Consider the following 20,835-nt stretch of genomic DNA (forward strand, 5'->3'; position numbering starts at 1 on the left):
ATTCTAGCCGTGTCCCACGGGTGACCCCCAGGCCAAAGTCAGGCGATAGCAGGTTTGCCAGCGGCTTGGCCGCCCATCCACAGCTGTTTCAGCGGCCATCTGCGCGCATTGCCCGCCGTGGACTTCGGCCACCCGGCGGGCAATTTTGTGGCCCAGACCCAGCCCGTCCACGGCCTGGGTCGGCCCGCCCGGCGCGCCTGTGTCACACACCTGCAGCCAGGCGTGGGCCGGGCTGCTGCCCACCTGGACCTCGATTTCGGTACCGCGCGCCGTATGGCGCAGGGCGTTTTCCACCAGGTTGCGCAGGGCCAGCTCCAGCAGCACCGAGTGGCCGTGCACCACCGGATCGGCATCGCCGCTAACCGCCAGCGTGTGGCCGCTGGCCCAGGCGGCAGGGGCGTAGTCGGCCACCACGCGCTGGGCCAGGGGCCGCAGGGCCACCGGTTCGGCCGACTCGGCCAGCGCCACCCGGCTGGTGCGGGCCAATACCAGCAATTGGGACACCACCGCTCCCGCGCGCAGGGCATCGGCCTCTATTTGTTGCAGGCTGGTCTGGCGCTCGGCCTCGGACAGCGGGCCTTGCAGGGCCCGGGCCAGCAGCGCCAGCGAGGCCAGCGGGGTGCGCAGCTCGTGGGCCACTTCGTCGGCCAAGGCCCGCTCTTGTTGCAGCGCGGCCTGCTGGCGCGCCACCAGAATGTTGATGGCCGCCACCACCGCCTCGAACTCGGCGTGCGGATGGCGGGCCTGCAAGGTGCTGGCCTGGGCCACGTCCAGCGCATGCACGTCGGCCGACAGCAGGTGCAGCGGCCGCAGGCCCCGGCGGATGGCCAGGCCCAGTGCCAGCGCCACCACCGGCAGCAGCCACAGGCCGGGCAGCACCACCTGCTCGGCAATGTCCCAGGCCAGGTCGTCGCGCTCTTGGGCGCTCAGCAGCACCAGCACCCGGCGGGTGCGGGCCGGGCCCTCGGCATCCCAGCGGGCAAAACCGCGCCACGGCGTGGCCTGCGGGCCGAGTTGCAGATCGACAAAGCCTTCGTCGGGCGCAAAGGCGGGCAGCGCGGCGATGCCGGTGTGCGTCAGCACCCGGCCCGCCGCATCCCACACCACCACGCTCAACGACTGTTGGTAGTCGTGGCTTTTGAGGTTGGCATGGCCCATGGCCAGGGGCCGCACATCGTCTGCCGCAAACACCCCGCCTTGCTGGCGCAACAACAAGGCCGAGACGCTGGCCAGGTGGCCGTCGGTCAGCTCGTCAGATTCGTGCAGCCCGGTCTGCACGCCCACCGCCATAAAGGCCAGCCACACCACTACCAGCGCCCCCAGCGCCCAGACCAGCAGGTGCCGCGTCAACGAGCTGCCCGGCTTTTTCATGCGCTCTCCTGTGGCACAAAGTAGCCCACGCCACGCAGTGTCTGGATTAGCTGGGAGCCGAGCTTTTTGCGCAGGTGGTGGATGTGGACTTCGATGGCGTTGCTCTCCAGCAGCTGGTCGAAGCTGTACAGCGTGGTTTCGATCTGCGCCCGCGACAGCACCCGGCCCCGGGCTTGCAGCAGGGCCAGCAGCACCGCGTATTCGCGGCCCGACAGGCTGACCAGCTGCCCGGCCTGGTGCACCGTGCGGGTGGCGGGGTTGAGCGACAGGTCACCCCGTGTCAGCAGCGGCTGGGCGCGCCCGGCGGAGCGGCGCAGCAGGGCGCGCATGCGGGCCTCCAGCTCGTCGGCATCGAAGGGTTTGGTCACGTAGTCGTCGGCCCCCGAGTCCAGGCCTTCGATGCGCGAGGCCACCGCGTCGCGCGCGGTCATGATCAGCACCGGGGTGTGGGCATCGGGCAAGGTGGCGGTGCTGCTGCGCACCCGCTCCAGCAGGCTGCGGCCATCGCCGTCGGGCAGGCCCAGGTCGAGCAGCACCAGGTCAAACGGTTCGACGCACAGCGCGCTCCAGGCATCGGCCAGGTTGCCCACCAGATCCACGGCGTAGCCACGCTGGCGCAGACCTACTGTGAGGCCCAGGGCAATGCCCGTGTCGTCTTCCACTACCAAAATGCGCATGGCCGTATTGTGCGGGGCATTGGGGGGGCTTAAGGAAGGCTTAATGCGCGGCCCCAAGACTCGCCCCCCATGCAAACTGAAAAACAGGGGTGGGCCACCGTTTTGGCCCTGGGCGCGCTGCTGGCATGGGATGCCAGCGGCTGGGATATGCCGCTGGCGGCGTGGTTTGGGTCGGCACAGGGCTTTGCGCTGCGCGACCACTGGCTGCTGAGCAGCGTGTTGCACGAGGGCGGGCGCTTGCTGGCCTGGGCGCTGGTTCTGGCGCTGTGCGTGGGGGCGGTGCTGCCCTGGGGGCCATTGCGAAACATGCCGCTGTCGCGGCGCATCCAGCTGGCCGCCACACCCCTGGCGGGTGCGCTGGCCGTGTCGCTGCTCAAGTCCACCAGCGCCAGCAGCTGCCCCTGGGACATGCAGGCGTTTGGCGGCGTGGCACAGCATGTATCGCATTGGCAATGGACGCTGCACGACGGCGGCAGCGGCCACTGCTTTCCGGCGGGGCACGCCACCGCAGGCTTCTCGTTTCTGGGCGGCTGGTTCGTCTACCGGGCGCAGCCTGGTATTGCTCGCCGCTGGCTGGTCGGGTCACTGCTGGCCGGGGCGGTGTTCGGCCTGGCCCAGCAGGCGCGCGGCGCGCACTACGCCAGCCACACGCTGTGGACCGCCTGGCTGTGCTGGACGGTGGCCTGGATAGGCGACATCGCCCACCAGCACTTTGCAGGAGGCCGCCATGCACAAGCCTAAATGGATGCAGCGCGGCCACGTGCTACCCGGGGCCGCCTGGCACATGCCGGGGCGCAGCGCCGATTGGCACCCGCACACGGCCACCGCGCTGCTGTGCCTGTGGATGGCCAGCGTGGGCAACCTGGCGCTGTGGCGGGCCTTGCACGCTGTGGGCGCTCTGCACGGCACCACCGGTCTAGGCCTGGCCCTCGGGCTGGGGCTGGGCATCGCCGCCCTGCTGGCATCCCTGGTGCTGCTGCTCACGCTGTTGGCACCGCGCTGGCTGCTCAAGCCGGTGCTGACCGTGCTGTTGGTGGCTACCGCCATCGGCAGCTATTTCATGCTGACCTACGGCATCGTGATCGACGCGAGCATGCTGACCAATGCCCTGCAAACCGATGTGCGCGAAGCCGCCGACCTGCTGCACTGGCGGATGCTGCTGACGGTGGCCGGGCTGGCGGGCGCACCGGCCTGGTGGCTTTGGCGCACCGCGCTGCGGTATCCGCAAGGCCCCAAGGCGCACCTCAAGAATGCTCTATTTTTAATAGCTACTCTCGCCCTGTCCATAGGCGCTACCGGCCTTATTTACCAAAATATGGCGGGCCTGATGCGCAACCACACCCAGCTGCGCTACCTGGTCAACCCGCTCAACAGCGTGTATGCCGTGGCCCGCCTGGCGCACCCCAAGGTGGACCGCACCGGGCCGTTGCTGCCGCTGGGTGAGGATGCCCATATAGCACCCTTGGCAGCCAGTGCCAGCACCCACAGCCGTCCGCCGCTGCTGGTGTTGGTATTGGGTGAAACCGCCCGCAGCGGCAACTTCGGCATCAACGGCTACGCCCGCAACACCACGCCGCTGCTGCAAGCCGAGGTGCAGAAGGGCCAGACCGTGAGCTTCACCAACGCCTGGTCCTGCGGCACCAGCACCGCGGCCTCGGTGCCGTGCATGTTCTCGCCGCTGGGCCGGGTGGCCTACAACGACCGCAAGGCCGATACCGAGGGCCTGCTCGACGTGTTGCAGCATGCCGGGCTGGCGGTGCTGTGGGTGGACAACCAGGCGGGCTGCAAGGGCGTGTGCGACAGGGTGTCCAGCGCCAGCACCACCGGCGTGCCAGGTGCGCCGGACTTGTGCGAGGGCGGGGAATGCTTTGATGCGGTGATGCTGCAGGGCCTGGACGCGCGTATCGCCGCCCTGCCCGCCGCGGCCCGCGCCCAAGGCGTGGTGGTGGTGCTGCACCAGATGGGCGGCCACGGCCCGGCCTACAGCCACCGCAGCGCCACGCAGCGCAAGAAATTCAGCCCGGAATGCACCAGCAGCGCTTTGCAGGAATGCAGCCAGGAAAGCATCACCAATGCCTACGACAACAGCATTGTGGAAACCGACTTTTTGCTGGACGGGGTGGTGCAGTGGCTACAAGCCCGCTCGGGCCAGTGGGATACCGCCATGCAGTACGTGGCAGACCACGGGGAATCATTGGGCGAGAACAACCTCTACCTGCACGGCCTGCCCTATGCGGTGGCCCCGGATGTGCAAAAGCATGTGCCCTGGATCACCTGGCTGTCCCCGGCGTTCACGCAGCGCAGCGGCATTGCGCCTGCCTGCCTGCAAAAACAGGCGGCAGCCCCCATCTCGCACGACAACTATTTCCACTCGGTGCTGGGGCTGATGGGGGTGCAGACCGGCGTGTACCGCCCTGCCCTGGACATGTACCGCACATGCGCAACGGGGGCCTGAAAAGGCCCCCGCCAGAAGAACCAACCGATCAGACGACCTGGCAGATCTTCAGCATATTGGTGCCGCCGGGGGCACCCATGGGCTCGCCGCAGGTGATGGCGTACACATCGCCGCGCTGCACGATGCCGCGGTTGGTGAGGTGGCGCTCGGCCTGCTCCAGCGCGGTGTCGCGGTCGGTGCTGGCATCCATCAACAGGGGCAGCACGTTGCGGTACAGCGCCATCTTGCGCTGGGTGGCCAGGCGCGGGGTCAGGGCATAGATGGGTACGTGGATGCTGTGGCGGCTCATCCACAGGGCGGTGGAGCCGCTGTCGGTCATGGCCACAATCGCCTTGGCACCCAGGTGCTGCGCGGTGAACAGCGCGCCCATGGCGATGGACTGGTCGATGCGGCTGAAAATTTTGCCCTTGAAGTCGGCTTCCAGTTCGCCGTACTCGGCCTTTTCGGCTTCGCGGCAGATGTTGGCCATTTCCAGCACGGTTTCCAGGGGGAACTTGCCCGCAGCGGTTTCGGCGCTGAGCATCACCGCGTCGGTGCCGTCCAGCACGGCGTTGGCCACGTCGCTGACCTCGGCGCGGGTGGGCACCGGGTTGGTGATCATGCTCTCCATCATCTGGGTGGCAGTAATCACCACCTTGTCGCTGGCGCGGGCCATGCGGATCATGCGTTTTTGCAGGGCGGGCACGGCGGCATTGCCCACCTCGACCGCCAAGTCACCGCGCGCCACCATGATGCCGTCGCTGGCATCCAGGATGGACTGCAGGTGCGGAATGGCTTCGGCGCGCTCGATCTTGGCGATCATGCCGGGCTTGTGGCGGTATTCGGCCGCGGCCACATTGCACAGCTGGCGGGCCATTTCCATGTCGGTAGCGTTCTTGGGGAAGCTCACGGCCACGTAGTCGGCCTGGAAGGACATGGCGGTCTTGATGTCGTCCATGTCCTTGCTGGTCAATGCCGGGGCGGTCAGGCCGCCGCCCTTTTTATTGATGCCCTTGTTGTTGGACAGCTCGCCGCCCAGCTTGACGATGGTGTGCACCGCCTCGCCGTGCACGGCTTCCACGGTCATGACGATCAGGCCGTCGTTGAGTAGCAGCACGTCGCCGGGTTTGACTTCACGCGGCAGTTCCTTGTAGTCCAGGCCCACGCCGTTGATGTCGCCGGGTTCGGTGCGGGCGGCATCCAGCACAAATTTTTGGCCGGGCTCCAGCATGACCTTGCCTTCGGCAAACTTGGACACGCGGATCTTGGGGCCTTGCAGGTCGGCCATGATGGCCACTTCCACACCCGCGCGGCGGGCGGCTTCGCGCACCATCATGGCGCGGTCGATATGGTCTTGTGCCTTGCCGTGGCTGAAGTTCAGCCGCACCACATTGACACCGGCCCGTATCAGTTGCTCCAGAATTTCTGGCGAATTGGACGCAGGACCCAGGGTGGCAACAATTTTGGTGGCGAGGCGGGGCATGACTAAAGTCTCCGTTGTAATTTAGTTTCCATTTTTACACGAAAATAGTTACGAAAAGGTTACAAAACAAGCATGAAAACCCTAGTTGCGCCATTGAAACACAGCCATGGTACAAAGTTACCAGCGTTTACCGCCGTCCATAAGCTTTGATCTACGTCAGTACCTCTGCCGCGCAGCGCGCTTAGCATCGCGGCAACTGATTTGCGTACCCATGCGCGGCCCCCGGCCCCGCTAGGCAATTCACCCACACGAAATGCACGTTCAGCGTGTTTGCCATGTCTTCTTTGATTGAAACCCCCCATTCCGCGCCCACCCCTGTGCCACTGGCTTCCGGCGCACCGCTGCCGCACCGCAAGGTGATCCGTTCCTGGCTGATTCCGCTGTCGCAGCGCACCACACTCAAGGCCTTGCTGTTGCTGGCGCTGGACTATGCGGTGCTGGGCGCGCTGCTCACTGGCACGGTGCTGCTGGCATCGGTGTGGGCCAAGCTGCTGTGCGGGCTGGTGGCGGGATTTGTGATTGGCCGCCTCTTCGTCATCGGCCACGACGGCTGCCACCAGAGCCTGACCCCGCACCGCCGCCTGAACAAATGGCTGGGCCGCATCGCCTTTTTGCCGTCGCTCACCGCCTACAGCCTGTGGGATGTGGGCCACAACGTGGTGCACCACGGCTTTACCAACCTCAAGGGGGTGGACTTTGTCTGGGCCCCGTTGACGCAGCAGGAGTACCAGGCCCTGTCGCCCGTGGGCCGCGTGCTGCAACGCATCTACCGCAGCGGCTGGGGCCCGGGCCTGTACTACATGGTGGAGATCTGGGGCAAGAAGATGATGTTCCCGCCGCAGTCGCAAATGGGCAACACCAACCGCGCCATCTTCACCTGGGACTGCATTCTGGTCAGCGCCTTTGGTCTGCTGTGGATCGCGGCACTGGCGGTGGCCGCCGTGGTCACCGACCAGTCGGTGGCGCTGCTGCTGGTGCTGGGCTTTGCGGTGCCCATCTTCTTCTGGTTCAACATGATGGGCTTTGTGATCTACGGCCACCACACGCACGTCAAGGTGTCGTGGCACGACGACCGGGCGGTGTGGCTGCGGGCCCAGCCGTTTGTGTCGACCACGGTGCACCTGACCTTCCCGCTGCAGATCGGCGCGCTGCTGCACCACATCATGGAGCACACCGCCCACCACGTGGACATGAGCATCCCGCTGTACAAGCTCAAGGCCGCGCAGGCCAAGCTGGAGGAGCTGCTGCCCGGGCGCATCGTGGTGCAGCGCTTCTCGTGGCGCTGGTACTTTGACACCGCGCGCGCCTGCAAGCTGTACGACTTCACGCGCCACTGCTGGACCGACTTCCAGGGCCAGGCCACCAGTACGCCACGCCCACAAAACGCCTGAACCAGGGCATTCTTGATCTGCCGCAAACCGGGCGCGCGCCCGGTTTGATGCGGCGCAAAGTTCCCCAACGCGCGGTCTTCTGTAATCAACGGGTGGGATGTTTCCACAAGCCATTTGAAAGAAGACCATGCAAAAAACCGTATTCGCCGCCGCGCTCTGCGCCCTGTTGTCCACCGCCGCCCTGGCCCAGTCCAGCGCCCCCGGCCCCTGGCTGGTACGCGCCCGCGCCGTGCACCTGGACAGCGCCAATGGCGACAGCACCCCGCTGGCGCTGTCCATCAACAACAAGTGGCTGCCCGAGCTGGACATCAGCTACTTCTTCACGCCCAACATTGCCGCCGAGCTGGTGCTGACCGTGCCGCAGAAGCAGACGCTGAGCGCAGGCGGCACCGCCATCGGCAGCTTCAAGCACCTACCCCCCACCCTGACGCTGCAGTACCACGCGCCCCAGGCCGGTTTTACGCCCTACGTGGGTGCGGGCCTGAACTACACCCGCCTGAGCGCGGTGAACCTGCCCGCAGGCGTGACGGTAGACCGCAACAGCTTCGGCCCCGCGCTGCAGGTAGGTGTGGACATTGCGCTGGCAAAAAACCTGGTGCTGAACGTCGACCTGAAGAAGGTCTATATCCGCACCGACGTGGCCGCCGGTGGCAGCAAGCTGGGCACCTTCAAGGTAGACCCGGTGCTGTTCGGCATCGGCCTGGGCTGGAAGTTCTGAGTTACCAAAAAAATTTACGTCAAATGGGCAGCCTGTGCTTATTGCATAAGCACGAGCAGCTCTTATAAATATAGCAAACGATAGATCCAGGGTTGCACCCTGGATGACAGATGCAACACAGCCTGCGTGTTGCCGACACACAAAAGTCCGGGCCGCTTGGGAAGATCACCTCACCGCAAAACATTGCAACAACCCAAAGGACTTCACCATGACCCGCTCTTTCAACCGTATCGCCGCCTCCGCTTTGTTCGCCCTGGCCGCAGGCGCATTCCTCCCCGCCCACGCTGCTGGCAACGACGCAGACCTGGCCAGCGCGGTGCAATCCACCCTGACCAGCCAGCTCGGCAGCGACGCCAAAGACCTGACCGTCACCGCCAGCAACGGCACCGTGGTACTGCACGGCTGGACCCAAGGCCCGCAAGAAGTATCCAAGGCCCGCTATGTGGCCAGCACCGTGCCCGGCGTGGTCAACGCCTACAGCGACGTGCGCACCTTCTCCAACGACAGCAACGAATAAGCCAGTCTCCAGGAATTGCGCAACGCCTGGCTGGCAGGTTTGCGGCCCTCCGGCCGGGCGTTGCGTAATTCCATGTCCTGTGTCCCGGATCCACGGCTCGGTGCCCCAAGCGCTGGGCCCAAACCTCGGGTTTAAGGCCTCTACCGCATACCAAGGTGTGCGGTAGAGGCTTTTTTTGTGCCCGCTGTATTTGCTGTAGTTACGTTCCGACCACACCGCCGTCGCTCTTGGTGATGACGATAGTGGCCGAGCGTGGGCGGGCGGTGGTGGCACCACCGGCACCGTATCCGGCGTTGGCAGGCCAGTGGCTCAGGTACTTGGTCGGGTCGGCGATGTTGGCCTTGGTGATGCTTTCACCGGGGTGCTGGATATTGACGAACAGGGTTTTGCCATCGGGCGTTTCGCTGCAGCCGGTGATTTCGCAGTCCACCGGGCCCACCAAAAAGCGGCGCAGCGTGTCCACCGTGGGCTTGGCGCCTACGCGGGTGGTGATGGCCACGGGAGTCACGCCATCGGCCTTGGTGTAGTTCAGCGTGGTGGTGCCACCGTCGCCCACTTTGCCGGGCTTGCCGATCAGCATCATGCAGTTGGTCACGTCGGTGAAGCTGCCGTCGTCGGTCTGGATGTAGCAGAAGCCGGACTTCTGGCTGAACCACAGGCCGTCGGGGCTGGAGAAGTCTTGGGTGGAGGCCAGCGACGACAGGTTGACCATGCTGGCGCTCGCGCCCGCTTCGGCACCAAACAAATACACGTCCCAGCTGAAGGTGGTGGCGGCAGACTCGCCACCGGCCTCCACCATGCGGATGATGTGGCCGTTGATGTTGCCTGCCGAGCCCAGCGCGCCGCCGATCTTGGCATCCTGGTACGAGCGGGGGTTGGCCGCGTCCACCATGGTCTGGGTGCCGGTGGGCTCCAGTTTGCGGCTGCTGTTGTTGGTCAGGGTGTAGTAGACCTCGCCGGTGACGGGGTGCACGGCACACCACTCGGGGCGGTCCATCTTGGTAGCGCCCACCGCGTCGGCGGCCAGGCGGGCGTTGACCAGCACGTCGGCCTGGTCGGCAAACGCGTAGCTGGCGTAGCCCGCGATGGACGGGTGGGTTACGGCCAGCTCGATCCAGGTGCCCGAGCCGTCGGCAGCAAACTTGGCTACATACAGCTTGCCGCTGTCGAGGTATTTGTCGCCGGTGGCGATGCGGTCGCTGGGGTTGGCATCGGCGGCGGCCCAGGGGGCGGTAGAGACAAACTTGTACATGTACTCGCCCTGCGAGTCGTCACCCATGTACACGGCCAGCGGCTTGCCTGCCGTTTGCTTGCCGAAAGCGGCGCTTTCGTGGGCAAAGCGGCCCAGGCCGGTGCGCTTGCGGATGGCCTTGGTTTTGTCGTACACGTCGATTTCGACGATGTAGCCAAAGGTGTTGAGCTCGTTGCGGTAGTCGTCGCTGCCGTCCACGGAGACACCGGTCTGGCCGATGTTCCAGCGCTTGTACTTGTCGGCCGTGCCGCTGGTTTCCCAACCGTGGCGGCTGGCGGCACCGGCGGCGCGGCCATAACGGTTAAGCGACACCACGCTCTTGGCGGTGGCACCGCCCCGGGCAGTGTTGTCGGTGCTGGCGCGGGTGAAGTAGCCGGCCCAGTTTTCTTCGCCGGTCAAAAAGCTGCCCCAGGGCGTGTAGCCGGTGCCGCAGTTGTTGATGGTGCCGCGTGCCAGCAGGCCGGTGGGCGAAAACAGGGTTTTGACCAGCGCGTTACCTTTGACCGGGCCGGACAGGGTGACTTCGGTCAGCGGCGTGATGCGGCGGTTGTAGGTAGATGCCTGGTTGGTCACGAACTTGCCCGAGGCGTTCTTGGCCACTTCGACGATGGACACGCCGTGGGCGGGGATTTCCTTGTCGGACTCGCTGGCCGGGCGCGGGTTGGCGCTGGCACCGGCGGCGTGCAGAAACTGCTGCGACAGCGCCTCGTGGTTCATGGCCAGCAGGCCCCGGCTGGAGCCGTTGGCATCGCGGGCGGTACCGGCGAGGTTGAGGCCGAAGAACTCCATGCCGTCGTGGTGGTCGCCTGCGCGGTTGTCGAAGTCGGTGTCGGTGCCGTCGTTTTTATAGGCGGGGGTGGCCGCGCTCAGCGGGTCGCCCAGCGCATAGATCACGCTGGCGGTGTAGCCCGCAGGCACGGTGGCCATGTCGGCCAGGCTCTTGTCCACGGCGGTGAAGCCCAGTTTGTACTCACCGGCCACGGGTTCGCCATCGCCGCCACCACCGCAGGCGGTCAGCGCAAAGCTGCCCATCACGGCAGCGCCCGCCGTGCCCACGCCCATGCGCAGCAGGCCACGGCGGCTCAGGCGGGTGTCGATCAGGCTGGAGATGCTGGGGTTGTTGCTGGTGTTGCTGTCTTCAGAGTGGCTATCGGCGGTCATCGTGGAGGCTTTCTGTGGGGGTTATCGGTTATCGGAAAACCCCTGATGCTAGAAAGCCTGTGTGACAGTGCTGTGGCAAACCCCGGTGGGCCAGCAGCTATTTTTATGATAGCTGCTCTCGCCCATGGAATAAGCGCTGGAGGCCTTTTTAATCCTCAACACCTCCAACACGTACTACTTACCAGCTCGGTCCCCGGCGGATGGCGCTGATCTTGCCTTCGAGCTTTTTCACACTGTCGGCCCCGGTGGCTTTGCCCGACAGCACCTCGTGGGTGGCGTTCCAGAACGCGGCGGACACTTCGTTGTATTTCATGCCGGTCACGGTGGCCGGGCGCGGCACGGCGACCTTCAGCGTCTCGAACAAATCACCATAGAACGGGTTGGCGGCCAGGATGTCTTTGTCCTGGTACAGCGCGGGGATGGTGGGGTTGGAGGCCAGGCTGATGGAGCGCTCTTTTTGCACCGCCTGGCTGGTCATGTACAGCACCAGGTCGGCGGCTTCCTTGGGGTGTTTGGAGTATTTGCTGACCGCCATTTGCCAGCCGCCCAGTGCGGCCGCGCCGGTGCTGTTGGCACCGTCGCCCTTGGGCATGCCCACCATCACGCCCACCTTGCCTTTGATGCTGCTGTCGGCCCCGTTGACCAGCGCCCAGGCGTACGGCCAGTTGCGCATGAACACGGCGTTGCCGTTCTGGAACACACCCCGGGCTTCTTCTTCGGCGTAGTTGAGCACGCCGGTGGGGGCAATAGTGCCGATCCAGCCTGCGGCCATGTCCAGCGCCTTGGCCGCCTGGGGGTTGTTGATGGTGGTTTTGCCAGCCGGGTCGATGATGGTGCCGCCGCCAAAGCTGGCCACCCATTCCAGCCCGGTGCAGGTCAGGCCCTCGTAGGCCCGGCCCTGGAACACAAAGCCCTGCATGCCGGCATTGCCCGCCTTGCGCTCGCCGTCCATCACCTTTTTGGCGGTGGCGCTGAGCTCGGCCCAGGTGGTAGGCGGCTTTTCGCCGTACTTGGCCAGCAGGTCTTTGCGGTAGAACATCACGCCCGCGTCCGTGACCCAGGGCATGGCCAGCAGCTTGCCGCCCACGGTGTTGTTGGCCACCATGGCGGGAAAGTGGGTCTTCTCAATGCCGTTGGTGTAGGGCTTGAGGTCGAGCAACTGGTCTTTCAGGATGCCGGGCCAGACCACGTCGATCTGCATCACGTCCAGCTTGTCGGACTTGGCGGCAAACAGCTGGCGGAACAGGCCCAGGATGTCGCTGGACGACTGCGGCAGGCTCAGCATTTCCAGCTTGTTGCCGGTTTTGGCACCCCACTCGGCGGCGATTTTTTTGCAGTACTGCACGTCTTGCTCGCTGGAGCTGCACGACATGGTGAGCGTGACACCCGCCGCCTGCGCGCTGGCCGCGCCTAGTGCCAAAGTACCCATCCACACCATTTTTTGCATCTTCATGTTTGTCTCCTAAAGGTTATTGAAAAATCACTCACACCAACTGAAAAATCGCCGCCTCATAAGGCAGCAAAACCATGCCCTGCACATCCATACCCGCCTCGGGGTAGTTGCCGATCACCCGCTGCACCGCCCGGTACGGCAGGGCCAGCGTCGGCGTGCCACCGTAAAAGTTGCACACCACCAGCCAGCGCTCGTCACCCAGGGTGCGCAGGTAGGCGTAGATCTCGGGGTGGTCGGCCAGCAGCAACTGGTAGGTGCCTTCCACCAGTACCGGGTGCGCACGGCGCAAAGCGATGAGGGCGCGGTAGTAGTGAAAGACCGAGTCCGCATCGGCCAGCGCCGCCTCGCTGTGGACGGCGGTGTAGTTGGGATTCACCGGCTGCCAGGGCGTGCCGGTCGTGAAACCGGCGTGGGCGCTCGCGTTCCATTGCATGGGCGTACGGGCGTTGTCGCGGCCCTTGGTGCGGATGGCCTGCAGGGCCACCTCGGGGGCAACACCGCGCTCTTGCGTGGCGGTGCGGAACATGTTGCGCGACTCCAGGTCGTAGCAGTCGTCCACCGAGGCGTAGGGCTTGTTGGTCATGCCCAGCTCTTCGCCCTGGTACACGTAGGGCGTGCCCTGCATGCCGTGCAGCAGCGTGGCCAGCATCTTGGCGGATTGCACGCGGTACACGCCGTCGTCGCCAAAGCGGGACACGGGACGGGGCTGGTCGTGGTTGCTCAGGTACAGGCTGTTCCAGCCCCGGCCCGCCAGGCCGTCTTGCCAGCGCGACAGGCTGGTTTTCAGCTCGCCCAATGGCAGCTTGCGTAGCGCCCATTTGCCCTCGCCATGGCCGGGCACGGAGTCCAGATCCATGTGCTCGAACTGGAACAGCATGCCCAGAGCACCCGTCTCGGGGTGTGTGATGTCCACGCCCTGGCGCAGGGTGGCGTTGGGTGCTTCGCCCACGGTGATGGTGTCATAGTGGTCCAGCACCTCGCGCCGCATTTCCTGCAAATATTCGACCAGGCGCGGGCCGTTGGTAACCAGGGTGAACGCGGGCTGCAAAAAGCCGGGCCGCACCACCGGGGCGTTTTGCAGGCTGCCATCCGCCGCGTAGGTTTTGGACACCATGTTGATCACGTCCATGCGGAAACCGTCCACGCCCTTGTCCAGCCAGAAGCGCATCAGACCATGCACCTCGGCGCGCACGGTGGGGTTCTCCCAGTTCAGCTCGGGCTGCTTTTTGGAAAACATGTGCAGGTAGTACTGGCCGGTGGGCGCATGGAATTCCCAGGCCGAGCCGGAAAAGGCGGCTTCCCAGTTGTTGGGCGGCCCGCCATCGGCGGCGGGGTCGCGCCAGATGTAGTAGTTGCGGTAGGGGTTGTCTTTGGATTGGCAGGCCTCGGTAAACCAGACGTGTTCGTCCGAGGTGTGATTCACCACCAGGTCCATCATCAGCTTGATACCGCGCTGGTGCATCTGCGCCAGCATCGCGTCAAAGTCGGCCATGCGACCGTATTCGGGTGCAATGGCGCGGTAGTCGCTGATGTCGTAGCCACCGTCGTCGTTGGGCGACTGGTAGACGGGCGACAGCCACACCACGTCAATGCCCAGGGTTTGCAGGTAATCCAACTTAGCCGTGATGCCGGGCAGATCGCCCACGCCATCGCCATTGCTGTCGCAAAAACTGCGGGGGTAAATTTGGTACGCGACGCTGCTTTTCCACCACGGCTGGGCCATTGCTGTTTCCTTGTCTGGGGTTGTTGTGTGGGGGAAAGTTTAGGAGCCACGCCCGTCCGCCACCAGCGAATCCACTGCCAGAAAACTGCAAGCAATGCCACAAAACCTGGATGGGTAACAAGCCGTATCCAAGGGTAAATACGGAGTCTTGCCTCTGGCGCTGCAACGAAACGCTGGTTTTAATGGCAGACCTATGCAACAAAAACCAGAGCGCCGTGGCCTCAAATCCCAGGAGGCCGAGAACGCCCGCAACAGCGCCGAAAAAGCCCTGTGGATGCGCCAGCAACTGCGCCACAGCATGGCTAGATTGCTGGACAACAGCCAGCAAGTGCGCCCCTGCATCGGCCAGCGGGTGGCCGACCTGCGCGGCGAAGGCCACTTCCACCTGGTGCCCGAGTTGTTTTTGCAAACTGGTGGCAGCACCTGCTTTACCCTGCCGCACGGCCCTTTGACCCTGCACGCGGGCGAGGCCCTGCTGATGCCGCCGCGCATGCTGCATGCCGAGGCCACCGTGGGCACGGGCTTTAGCAACATCGTGGTCTACGCCGACGGCACCGCCCTCACCTGCCACCTCGCCAGCGAGACCACGCCGGGCCGCCCCGGCATCGACCACCTGGAGTCGCGCCAGCACGCGCACGCCGCCCGCATCCACGACTGGCTGGCCGATGCCGCGGCGCTGGGCAACGAGGCCGACGATGGTGATGCCCGGCTGCAGGTGCGCGCCCTGCTGGCCAGCGCCTGCGCGGGCGTGCTGCGGGTGCTGGACGATGCCGCGCCGCGCACCCAGCCCGAGCCGCCGCTGGTGGCCCGCGTGCGCATGTGGGTCAACAACCAGTTGGGTGACCACGCCCTGAACGTCACCGCCCTGGCCGCACAGGCCGGGTGCACGCCCGAATATTTGTCGCACGTGTTCAGCCAGACCACCGGCGGCCACCTCATCGCCCACATCAACCGCCAGCGCATGGACCGCGCCGCCCACCTGCTGGCCGAGACCGACCTGGCGGGCAAAGAAGTGGCCTGGGCCTGTGGCTTCACCACCCCCAGCTATTTCATCCAGACCTTCCGCCAGCAGTTTGGCGCCACGCCGCAGCAATGGCGGGCGAAGCGGAGGATGGAACTGGGCGACACTGCGCAGACATTGGAGTAAACATGTCCACCCACCCCAGCACCGCAGAATTTTTGCTCGACCAATTGGCCGCCACCGGCCACGCATCGGTGCGCCGCATGTTTGGCGAATACTGCCTGTACATGGCGGGCAAGCCGGTGGGTTTGGTGTGCGACAACCAGCTGTATCTGAAGCCCACCGACGCAGGCCGAACCCTGGTGCCCCAGCCCGTGGAAGGCTTCCCCTTCCCCGGTGCCCGGTCCCACTGGTGCATCACCGCCGACCAGTGGGAAGATGCCCCCTGGCTGTGCCAGCTGGTGCAGGCCACGGCGGGGGCGCTGCCCGAGCCCAAGCCCAAAGCGCCACGCAAACCCAAGACTCAGCCCAAGGCATAACTCCCCGCCACGCCCACAAACACCGCGCACCCCACCCAGTGGTTCAGTCGGAAGGCCTTGAAGCAGCCGTCGCGGGTGCGGTGGCGGATCAGGGTCCAGTGCCACAGGGCTTGCAGGGCGGCGACGGCGATTGCTATGTAAAAAATAGCGCCTAGCGCGTATGGCATCAGCGCCAGCACCCAAATCAGCATGAAGATGAAGTAGAAGGCCATGACCCCGGCCACGTCGAAACGGCCCAGGGTGATGGCCGAGGTTTTCATGCCGATCTTGAGGTCGTCGTCGCGATCCACCATGGCGTATTCGGTGTCGTAGGCCAACACCCAGAACAGGTTGCCCAGCAGCAACACCCAGGCCACGGGCGGCACGCTGGCCGTCAATTTGGCGAATGAAAAATCGGCCCAACCGACGGCAAACAGTACCTGCCATGGTGGCCCGCCCTGCACCGCCGAAAAAGCCATGGGGATGCCAAAGCTGAAAGCCACGCCCAGCACGGCCTGCGGCATGGACACAAAACGCTTGGCGTAGGGGTAGACCACGGCCACGGCCAGCGCGGCGAAGGACCAGACCACCGTGGCGGCGTTGGTGGTCAGCACCAGCGCAAACGCGGCCAGGGCCAGCAGCGCGCCAAAGCGCAAGGCCGCGCCCACCGACAGCGCGCCGCTGGTGACAGGGCGCTGCGCCGTGCGTTTGACGTGTTTATCGAACTCGCGGTCGGCCACGTCGTTCAGGCAGCAGCCCGCGCTGCGCATCAGGATGGTGCCCAGAGTAAAGACCAGCAGCAGGTGCCAACCGGGGAAGCCCCCGGACGCAATCCACAGCGCGCTGAGCGTGGGCCAGAGCAATAGCAGCCAACCGGCCGGGCGGTCCCAGCGGATGAGTTGCAAATAAAGACGGGGAGAGTTCATAGTCAAATTGGCCACTAGCGCTTATTAACTAAGCACGAGCAGCTACGATTTAAGGAGCAATTAAGTTACAGGCCCAACTGGCGCAGGTCCAGCTTGCCGTCGCGCACGGGCGGGCACCACAGGTAGGCCCCGGTGACGGGTTTGGAGTAGCTGAAGGTGGCATCGACGATGCCGTCCTCTTGCCCGGCCATGCGGCGCATCTGGGCTTCGAAGGCGTACAGGCTGGCACCAAAGGCCACGAAGAACAGGCCGCACTGGTGGCCCACGGCCCAGGGCATGGAGCGGCGCAGCACAAAGGCTTCGGGGCTGAAGCTTTCTTGGGCGGTGCGTTTCACGTGGGCGGAGGCGGGGGCATCGTCCAGCTCTTCGTTGTCGCTCATGCGGCGGCCCATGGCGTTGTTTTGGCCGTCGGTGCCCAGCGCGTCGAAAGCATCCAGGTTGTGCACCCATTGCTGGATGGCGGCGAAGCTGGAGCCGGTCAGGCCGTCCGGAGCGTCTTGCACCAGGGCAGCGGCCTCGGCGGCCTCGCCCTCGGGGTTTTCGGTGCCATCTTCAAAGCCGGTGAGGTCGCGGTCGTTGGACGCCGAATCGCCGTGGCGAAAACCGTCGAGCACGCGGTCCAGGTGGAAGGCCGGGGCCAGGGCTTTTTCAACGCGGCGGGCGTGCAGCACCACCTCGCCCTGGGCTGCGCCGCGCACCCAGCACCACAGGGCGACCGGGGTGCTGGGCACCTGCACGCCGTGGCCGGAAAAGTCGGGCATGGCACGCAGGCCGGGCACCTCGGCCCCCAGCGCATCCGCCAGCTTGGCACCAATGCCGACGACGACCGATTCGCCATCGGCCAGGGCCGCCAATTGCCGCAAGGCGGCACCCAGGGCGGCGGGCGTGGCTCCGGCCGTGGGCGATAAAAACAGGTAACGCCCGTGGGCGGGTGCGGATTCCAAAATGCCAGGTTGCGCAAACTTCACACAGATCTCCACAGGTTCAAGACAGACGTTTCACGCCCGGTAACTCGCAGGCGTAGATGGCGTTGCGCAGGGCGGCTATCGCCTCGTAGCGGGTAAAACTGCGCCGCCAGGCCAGCACCACGCGGCGCATGGGTGGGTCGCCGTCAAAGGGGATGTAGCGCACGTAGGGATCGTCGCCGCGTTTGGGCTTGGCCACCAAGGCGGCTTTGGGCACGCTCAAGCGCGGCACCAGGGTGATGCCCATGCCGGCGGCCACCATGTGCTTGATGGTTTCCAGCGACGAACCTTCAAAGCTTTTGCGGATGCCCTCGGCCCCGCTGGAGAAGCGGGCGAACTCGGGGCAGACCTCCAGCACATGGTCGCGGAAGCAGTGGCCGTTGCCCAGCAGCAGCAGGGTCTCGGCCTTGAGCTGCTCGGCGGTGACGCTGGTCTGCGTGGCCAGCGCGTGGTTGGTGGGCACGGCGACCATGAAGGGTTCGTCGTACAGCGCAGCCACAGCCAGGCCGGTGTCGGGGAAGGGCTCGGCCATGATGGCGCAGTCGATCTCGCCCATGCGCAGCATCTCCAGCAGCTTGACGGTGAAGTTCTCTTGCAGCATCAGCGGCATCTGCGGCGTGCGCTGGATCACCTGGCGCACCAGATCGGGCAGCAGGTAGGGCGCGATGGTGTAGATGATGCCCAGGCGCAGCGCGCCGCCCAGCGGGTCTTTGCCGCGCTGGGCAATTTCCTTGATGGCCGCAGCCTGCTCCAGCACGCTTTGCGCCTGGCGCACGATTTCTTCGCCCAGCGGGGTGATGGTGACCTCGTTGGCGCTGCGCTCAAAGAGCTTTACGTCCAACTCTTCTTCGAGCTTCTTGATCGCCACCGACAGCGTAGGCTGCGACACGAAGCAGGCTTCGGCCGCCTTGCCAAAGTGCCGCTCGCGGGCCACGGCCACGATGTATTTGAGTTCGGTGAGGGTCATGGTCGGTATTGTCCTCCCGCTGGTTCAGGGTGCAAGCGCCCTTCAGTCTTTCTTGTCGTCGTCGCCGTCCGGAATCACCGCGTTGATCACCGCCCCGGTGGCCTTGACCCCGGTTTTGACGACCACAGCCGCCGTGGTGACCACCGCGTCGGCCACCGCAACCACGGCGCAGCCGCTGCAGGCCAGCGCCACACACACTCCCCCTATCCAACCACGCATAGCCCACCCTCTTTCTGACAAACAGGGCTGCATCTTAGCCTCCGACCGCCGCCCACCCGTAGCTCCCAAAAAAGTAGCTATAAATCATTATCAGATAAGCACAGGCTGCCATTTTTATACCCAATTGTGGGGACATCGTGTTAACTATTCGTGCATAAAAAACTGCATACTGGTCCATACTGGCAGCACGCCCACCCCGCTGCGCACCATGCTCAAACGTATCAGCGTCCACCACCTGACCCTCGGTATGCATATCGACGGGTTTTGTGCGCCGTGGATGGAACACCCGTTCTGGCGCAACCACTTTGTGCTGACCGACCCGCAAGACATCGCCCGGGTGCGCGCCAGCAGCGTGCAAGAGCTGTGGATCGACACCAGCAAAGGGCTGGACGTGGCTCCCGAGGCCGCGGTGCAGACGGCCCCCGAGGCGGCCCCCGAAGCCATTGCCCCCTCTGCACCCGCGCGCGACACCACCCCCACCACCACCGCCGTGGAGTACGCGCGGGCCGCCAAGATCTGCGCCAAAGCCAAGCTGGCCGTGACCGCCATGTTCCAGGAGGCGCGGCTGGGCCAGAGGGTGCAGACCGAGCTGGCCGAGCACCTGGTGCAGGAGATCAGCGACTCGGTCATGCGCAACCCCAGCGCCCTGGTCAGCCTGGCCCGCATCAAGACGGCCGACGACTACACCTACATGCATTCGGTGGCGGTGTGCGCGCTGATGGTGGGGCTGGCGCTGCAGCTCAAGCTGGAGCCGGCCCAGATCCGCTCGGCCGGCATGGGCGGGCTGCTGCACGACCTGGGCAAGGCGCTGGTGCCGCTGGAGGTGCTGAACAAGCCCGGCAAGCTCACGCCCGCCGAGTTCGCCGTCGTCCAGGCCCACCCCGCCCAGGGCCACAAGCTGCTGGTCGAGTGCCTGACGGACGACCCGGCGGTGCTCGACATCGTGCTGCACCACCACGAAAAGGTGGACGGCAGCGGCTACCCCAACGGGCACCAGGGCGATGCCATCAGCCTGCTGGCCAAGATGGGCGCGGTCTGCGACGTGTACGACGCGATCACCTCGGACCGGCCCTACAAGAAAGGCTGGGACCCGTCCGAGTCGCTGAAAAAAATGGCCGAATGGACGAATGGCCACCTCGACACCCAGGTGTTCCACGCCTTCGTCAAAAGCCTGGGCATCTACCCCACGGGTTCGCTGGTGCGGCTGGCCAGCGGGCGCATCGCCGTGGTCACCGGGCAAAGCGCCAGCAGCCTGCTCAAGCCCATCGTCAAGGCGTTCTTCTCCACCAAATCGGACATGCGGATTCCGCCGGTGATGATCGACCTGTCGGCCCCCGACTGCCCAGACAAGATCACCGGGCGCGAAGACCCGGCGTACTGGCGGTTCCAGGATCTGACCGCGCTGTGGTCGGGGCTGGGGCCGCTGAGTTAGGCCTGCGGACCTTGCGCACCGGGCACGCTGTTGCCCGCCATGGATGCCGCGTAGCCCGCCAGCAGCAACACCACCAAGTGCAAGCCGCCCACCACCATGCCTGCGTGGCGGCCACCCGCGCGCAGAATGCCCCCGGCCACCAACAGCTCCAGCACCGCCGACAGCAGCAGCACCAGCGCCGTCATCCACAGCGCGCGGTGGGCCACCAGCGCCTTGTCCAGCCGGGCCAGGCGCAGCAACGCCAGGCCGTAGCCCGCCAAAGCGGCCACCACCACGGCATCCACGCCCTCGGGCCACCCGGCGAACAACAGCACGACCGCCAGCGCGGGCAACGCATGCAGAAGTTGCCAGCGCCCGCCGCCGCGGTAGGCCAGCGCCGCAAAGCAGCACCACGACCAAGCCGCCAGCCCCACGACCAGGGTGGCCTGCAGCGGCAGCAAGAGCGTGACCTGGTGGCCCCAACGCAGCCCCGCCAGCACCGACAGCAGCGCGTAGCCGCCCAGCAGGATGCGCCATGGCCGGTTCGCCTGCACCACCCGGCCCTGCCGCCAGGTCATTTGCGCCAGCAGCAGCACCAGGAAAATCGCACTAAGAAAGGGAAAGGGGATGGAAAACATGGGTGGGAAAGAACCGGGTTGTATTCAAAAACAATAGCTGCTTGTGCTTA

General features: G+C 65.4%; 19 protein-coding genes. 8 read left to right on the top strand and 11 right to left on the bottom strand.

All coding sequences use genetic code 11. From position 1 onward, the window contains the following. Positions 1 to 3 precede the first annotated feature (3 nt). Both AC097O_RS16375 and AC097O_RS16380 read right to left on the bottom strand, forming a co-directional pair. A complete protein-coding gene (locus tag AC097O_RS16375) occupies positions 4 to 1,371 on the bottom strand; it encodes a histidine kinase dimerization/phospho-acceptor domain-containing protein (protein WP_479593980.1) in 1,368 nt (455 codons plus the stop codon). Next, complete coding sequence (locus AC097O_RS16380) at positions 1,368 to 2,048, bottom strand: response regulator (protein WP_479593981.1); 681 nt, start codon at positions 2,046 to 2,048, stop codon at positions 1,368 to 1,370. Before AC097O_RS16380 ends, AC097O_RS16375 begins: the two co-directional genes overlap by 4 nt. A gap of 69 nt (positions 2,049 to 2,117) precedes the next feature. Here AC097O_RS16380 and AC097O_RS16385 point away from each other — a divergent pair, with 69 nt between their 5' ends. Continuing rightward, on the top strand, positions 2,118 to 2,789 hold the full coding sequence (locus tag AC097O_RS16385; protein ID WP_479593982.1) for a phosphatase PAP2 family protein: 672 nt from the start codon (positions 2,118 to 2,120) through the stop codon (positions 2,787 to 2,789). Beyond that, entirely contained in the window at positions 2,776 to 4,503 is a 1,728-nt protein-coding gene (locus AC097O_RS16390) for a phosphoethanolamine transferase (RefSeq protein ID WP_479593983.1), read from the top strand. Before AC097O_RS16385 ends, AC097O_RS16390 begins: the two co-directional genes overlap by 14 nt. A gap of 28 nt (positions 4,504 to 4,531) precedes the next feature. Here the strand turns inward: AC097O_RS16390 and pyk are convergent, their stop codons facing one another. Then, complete coding sequence (gene pyk / locus AC097O_RS16395; RefSeq protein ID WP_479593984.1) at positions 4,532 to 5,965, bottom strand: pyruvate kinase; 1,434 nt, start codon at positions 5,963 to 5,965, stop codon at positions 4,532 to 4,534. A 275-nt stretch (positions 5,966 to 6,240) separates the two neighbouring features. Between pyk and AC097O_RS16400 the strand changes: the two genes are divergently transcribed. The 3 genes from AC097O_RS16400 (at position 6,241) to AC097O_RS16410 (ending at position 8,591) form a co-directional block, all read left to right on the top strand. Then, positions 6,241 to 7,356: a fatty acid desaturase gene (locus tag AC097O_RS16400; RefSeq protein ID WP_479593985.1), complete on the top strand. Its 1,116-nt coding sequence runs from the start codon at positions 6,241 to 6,243 to the stop codon at positions 7,354 to 7,356. 127 nt (positions 7,357 to 7,483) lie between these two features. Then, positions 7,484 to 8,074 carry an OmpW/AlkL family protein gene (locus AC097O_RS16405; RefSeq protein WP_479593986.1) on the top strand — a complete coding sequence of 197 codons (591 nt, stop codon included), beginning with the start codon at positions 7,484 to 7,486 and terminating at the stop codon, positions 8,072 to 8,074. 208 nt (positions 8,075 to 8,282) lie between these two features. Then, complete coding sequence (locus tag AC097O_RS16410) at positions 8,283 to 8,591, top strand: BON domain-containing protein (RefSeq protein ID WP_479593987.1); 309 nt, start codon at positions 8,283 to 8,285, stop codon at positions 8,589 to 8,591. Positions 8,592 to 8,790: 199 nt separating this feature from the next. On the opposite strand, the gene AC097O_RS16415 is transcribed toward AC097O_RS16410, so the two are convergent. The 3 genes from AC097O_RS16415 to AC097O_RS16425 all read right to left on the bottom strand — a co-directional run bounded on the left by AC097O_RS16415 (position 8,791) and on the right by AC097O_RS16425 (position 14,180). Next, positions 8,791 to 11,004, bottom strand: coding sequence for a PhoX family protein (locus AC097O_RS16415; RefSeq protein ID WP_479593988.1), 2,214 nt, complete (start codon positions 11,002 to 11,004; stop codon positions 8,791 to 8,793). 178 nt (positions 11,005 to 11,182) lie between these two features. After that, positions 11,183 to 12,457, bottom strand: a complete 1,275-nt coding sequence (locus tag AC097O_RS16420; protein WP_479593989.1) for an ABC transporter substrate-binding protein — start codon at positions 12,455 to 12,457, stop codon at positions 11,183 to 11,185. A 31-nt stretch (positions 12,458 to 12,488) separates the two neighbouring features. Continuing rightward, on the bottom strand, positions 12,489 to 14,180 hold the full coding sequence (locus AC097O_RS16425; protein WP_479593990.1) for a glycoside hydrolase family 13 protein: 1,692 nt from the start codon (positions 14,178 to 14,180) through the stop codon (positions 12,489 to 12,491). Between the two features lie 193 nt (positions 14,181 to 14,373). On the opposite strand from AC097O_RS16425, the gene AC097O_RS16430 reads away from it, so the two are divergent. Then, positions 14,374 to 15,327, top strand: a complete 954-nt coding sequence (locus AC097O_RS16430) for a helix-turn-helix transcriptional regulator (RefSeq protein WP_479593991.1) — start codon at positions 14,374 to 14,376, stop codon at positions 15,325 to 15,327. Between the two features lie 2 nt (positions 15,328 to 15,329). Beyond that, on the top strand, positions 15,330 to 15,680 hold the full coding sequence (locus tag AC097O_RS16435; protein ID WP_479593992.1) for a TfoX/Sxy family protein: 351 nt from the start codon (positions 15,330 to 15,332) through the stop codon (positions 15,678 to 15,680). Here AC097O_RS16435 and AC097O_RS16440 read toward each other — a convergent pair. The 4 genes from AC097O_RS16440 to AC097O_RS16455 all read right to left on the bottom strand — a co-directional run bounded on the left by AC097O_RS16440 (position 15,665) and on the right by AC097O_RS16455 (position 18,736). After that, a complete protein-coding gene (locus tag AC097O_RS16440) occupies positions 15,665 to 16,585 on the bottom strand; it encodes a UbiA family prenyltransferase (protein WP_479593993.1) in 921 nt (306 codons plus the stop codon). The genes AC097O_RS16435 and AC097O_RS16440 overlap by 16 nt on opposite strands. A 65-nt stretch (positions 16,586 to 16,650) precedes the next feature. Continuing rightward, positions 16,651 to 17,553 carry a Dyp-type peroxidase gene (locus AC097O_RS16445; protein WP_479593994.1) on the bottom strand — a complete coding sequence of 301 codons (903 nt, stop codon included), beginning with the start codon at positions 17,551 to 17,553 and terminating at the stop codon, positions 16,651 to 16,653. A 16-nt stretch (positions 17,554 to 17,569) separates the two neighbouring features. After that, positions 17,570 to 18,517 carry a LysR substrate-binding domain-containing protein gene (locus AC097O_RS16450; RefSeq protein WP_479593995.1) on the bottom strand — a complete coding sequence of 316 codons (948 nt, stop codon included), beginning with the start codon at positions 18,515 to 18,517 and terminating at the stop codon, positions 17,570 to 17,572. Positions 18,518 to 18,559: 42 nt separating this feature from the next. Continuing rightward, the gene (locus AC097O_RS16455) at positions 18,560 to 18,736 is read right to left on the bottom strand and encodes an NF038104 family lipoprotein (protein ID WP_479593996.1); all 177 of its coding nucleotides are present in this window, start codon (positions 18,734 to 18,736) and stop codon (positions 18,560 to 18,562) included. A 208-nt stretch (positions 18,737 to 18,944) separates the two neighbouring features. Between AC097O_RS16455 and AC097O_RS16460 the strand changes: the two genes are divergently transcribed. Beyond that, positions 18,945 to 20,168, top strand: a complete 1,224-nt coding sequence (locus tag AC097O_RS16460) for an HD-GYP domain-containing protein (protein ID WP_479593997.1) — start codon at positions 18,945 to 18,947, stop codon at positions 20,166 to 20,168. Here AC097O_RS16460 and AC097O_RS16465 read toward each other — a convergent pair. Continuing rightward, positions 20,165 to 20,785, bottom strand: coding sequence for a hypothetical protein (locus tag AC097O_RS16465; protein ID WP_479593998.1), 621 nt, complete (start codon positions 20,783 to 20,785; stop codon positions 20,165 to 20,167). The genes AC097O_RS16460 and AC097O_RS16465 overlap by 4 nt on opposite strands. Positions 20,786 to 20,835: the final 50 nt, after the last annotated feature.

This window comes from Rhodoferax sp. LS1P39, assembly GCF_056521425.1.

Excerpts from the sequence above, each read along its gene's own strand:
- AC097O_RS16405 (WP_479593986.1), top strand. The coding sequence starts at position 7,484 with ATGCAAAAAACCGTATTCGCCGCCGCGCTCTGCGCCCTGTTGTCCACC.
- AC097O_RS16390 (WP_479593983.1), top strand. The coding sequence starts at position 2,776 with ATGCACAAGCCTAAATGGATGCAGCGCGGCCACGTGCTACCCGGGGCC.
- AC097O_RS16465 (WP_479593998.1), bottom strand. The coding sequence starts at position 20,785 with ATGTTTTCCATCCCCTTTCCCTTTCTTAGTGCGATTTTCCTGGTGCTG.
- AC097O_RS16415 (WP_479593988.1), bottom strand. The coding sequence starts at position 11,004 with ATGACCGCCGATAGCCACTCTGAAGACAGCAACACCAGCAACAACCCC.
- AC097O_RS16460 (WP_479593997.1), top strand. The coding sequence starts at position 18,945 with ATGCTCAAACGTATCAGCGTCCACCACCTGACCCTCGGTATGCATATC.
- AC097O_RS16400 (WP_479593985.1), top strand. The coding sequence starts at position 6,241 with ATGTCTTCTTTGATTGAAACCCCCCATTCCGCGCCCACCCCTGTGCCA.
- AC097O_RS16455 (WP_479593996.1), bottom strand. The coding sequence starts at position 18,736 with ATGCGTGGTTGGATAGGGGGAGTGTGTGTGGCGCTGGCCTGCAGCGGC.
- AC097O_RS16375 (WP_479593980.1), bottom strand. The coding sequence starts at position 1,371 with ATGAAAAAGCCGGGCAGCTCGTTGACGCGGCACCTGCTGGTCTGGGCG.
- AC097O_RS16380 (WP_479593981.1), bottom strand. The coding sequence starts at position 2,048 with ATGCGCATTTTGGTAGTGGAAGACGACACGGGCATTGCCCTGGGCCTC.
- AC097O_RS16440 (WP_479593993.1), bottom strand. The coding sequence starts at position 16,585 with ATGAACTCTCCCCGTCTTTATTTGCAACTCATCCGCTGGGACCGCCCG.
- AC097O_RS16410 (WP_479593987.1), top strand. The coding sequence starts at position 8,283 with ATGACCCGCTCTTTCAACCGTATCGCCGCCTCCGCTTTGTTCGCCCTG.
- AC097O_RS16385 (WP_479593982.1), top strand. The coding sequence starts at position 2,118 with ATGCAAACTGAAAAACAGGGGTGGGCCACCGTTTTGGCCCTGGGCGCG.
- AC097O_RS16425 (WP_479593990.1), bottom strand. The coding sequence starts at position 14,180 with ATGGCCCAGCCGTGGTGGAAAAGCAGCGTCGCGTACCAAATTTACCCC.
- AC097O_RS16450 (WP_479593995.1), bottom strand. The coding sequence starts at position 18,517 with ATGACCCTCACCGAACTCAAATACATCGTGGCCGTGGCCCGCGAGCGG.
- AC097O_RS16420 (WP_479593989.1), bottom strand. The coding sequence starts at position 12,457 with ATGAAGATGCAAAAAATGGTGTGGATGGGTACTTTGGCACTAGGCGCG.
- AC097O_RS16435 (WP_479593992.1), top strand. The coding sequence starts at position 15,330 with ATGTCCACCCACCCCAGCACCGCAGAATTTTTGCTCGACCAATTGGCC.
- AC097O_RS16430 (WP_479593991.1), top strand. The coding sequence starts at position 14,374 with ATGCAACAAAAACCAGAGCGCCGTGGCCTCAAATCCCAGGAGGCCGAG.
- pyk (WP_479593984.1), bottom strand. The coding sequence starts at position 5,965 with ATGCCCCGCCTCGCCACCAAAATTGTTGCCACCCTGGGTCCTGCGTCC.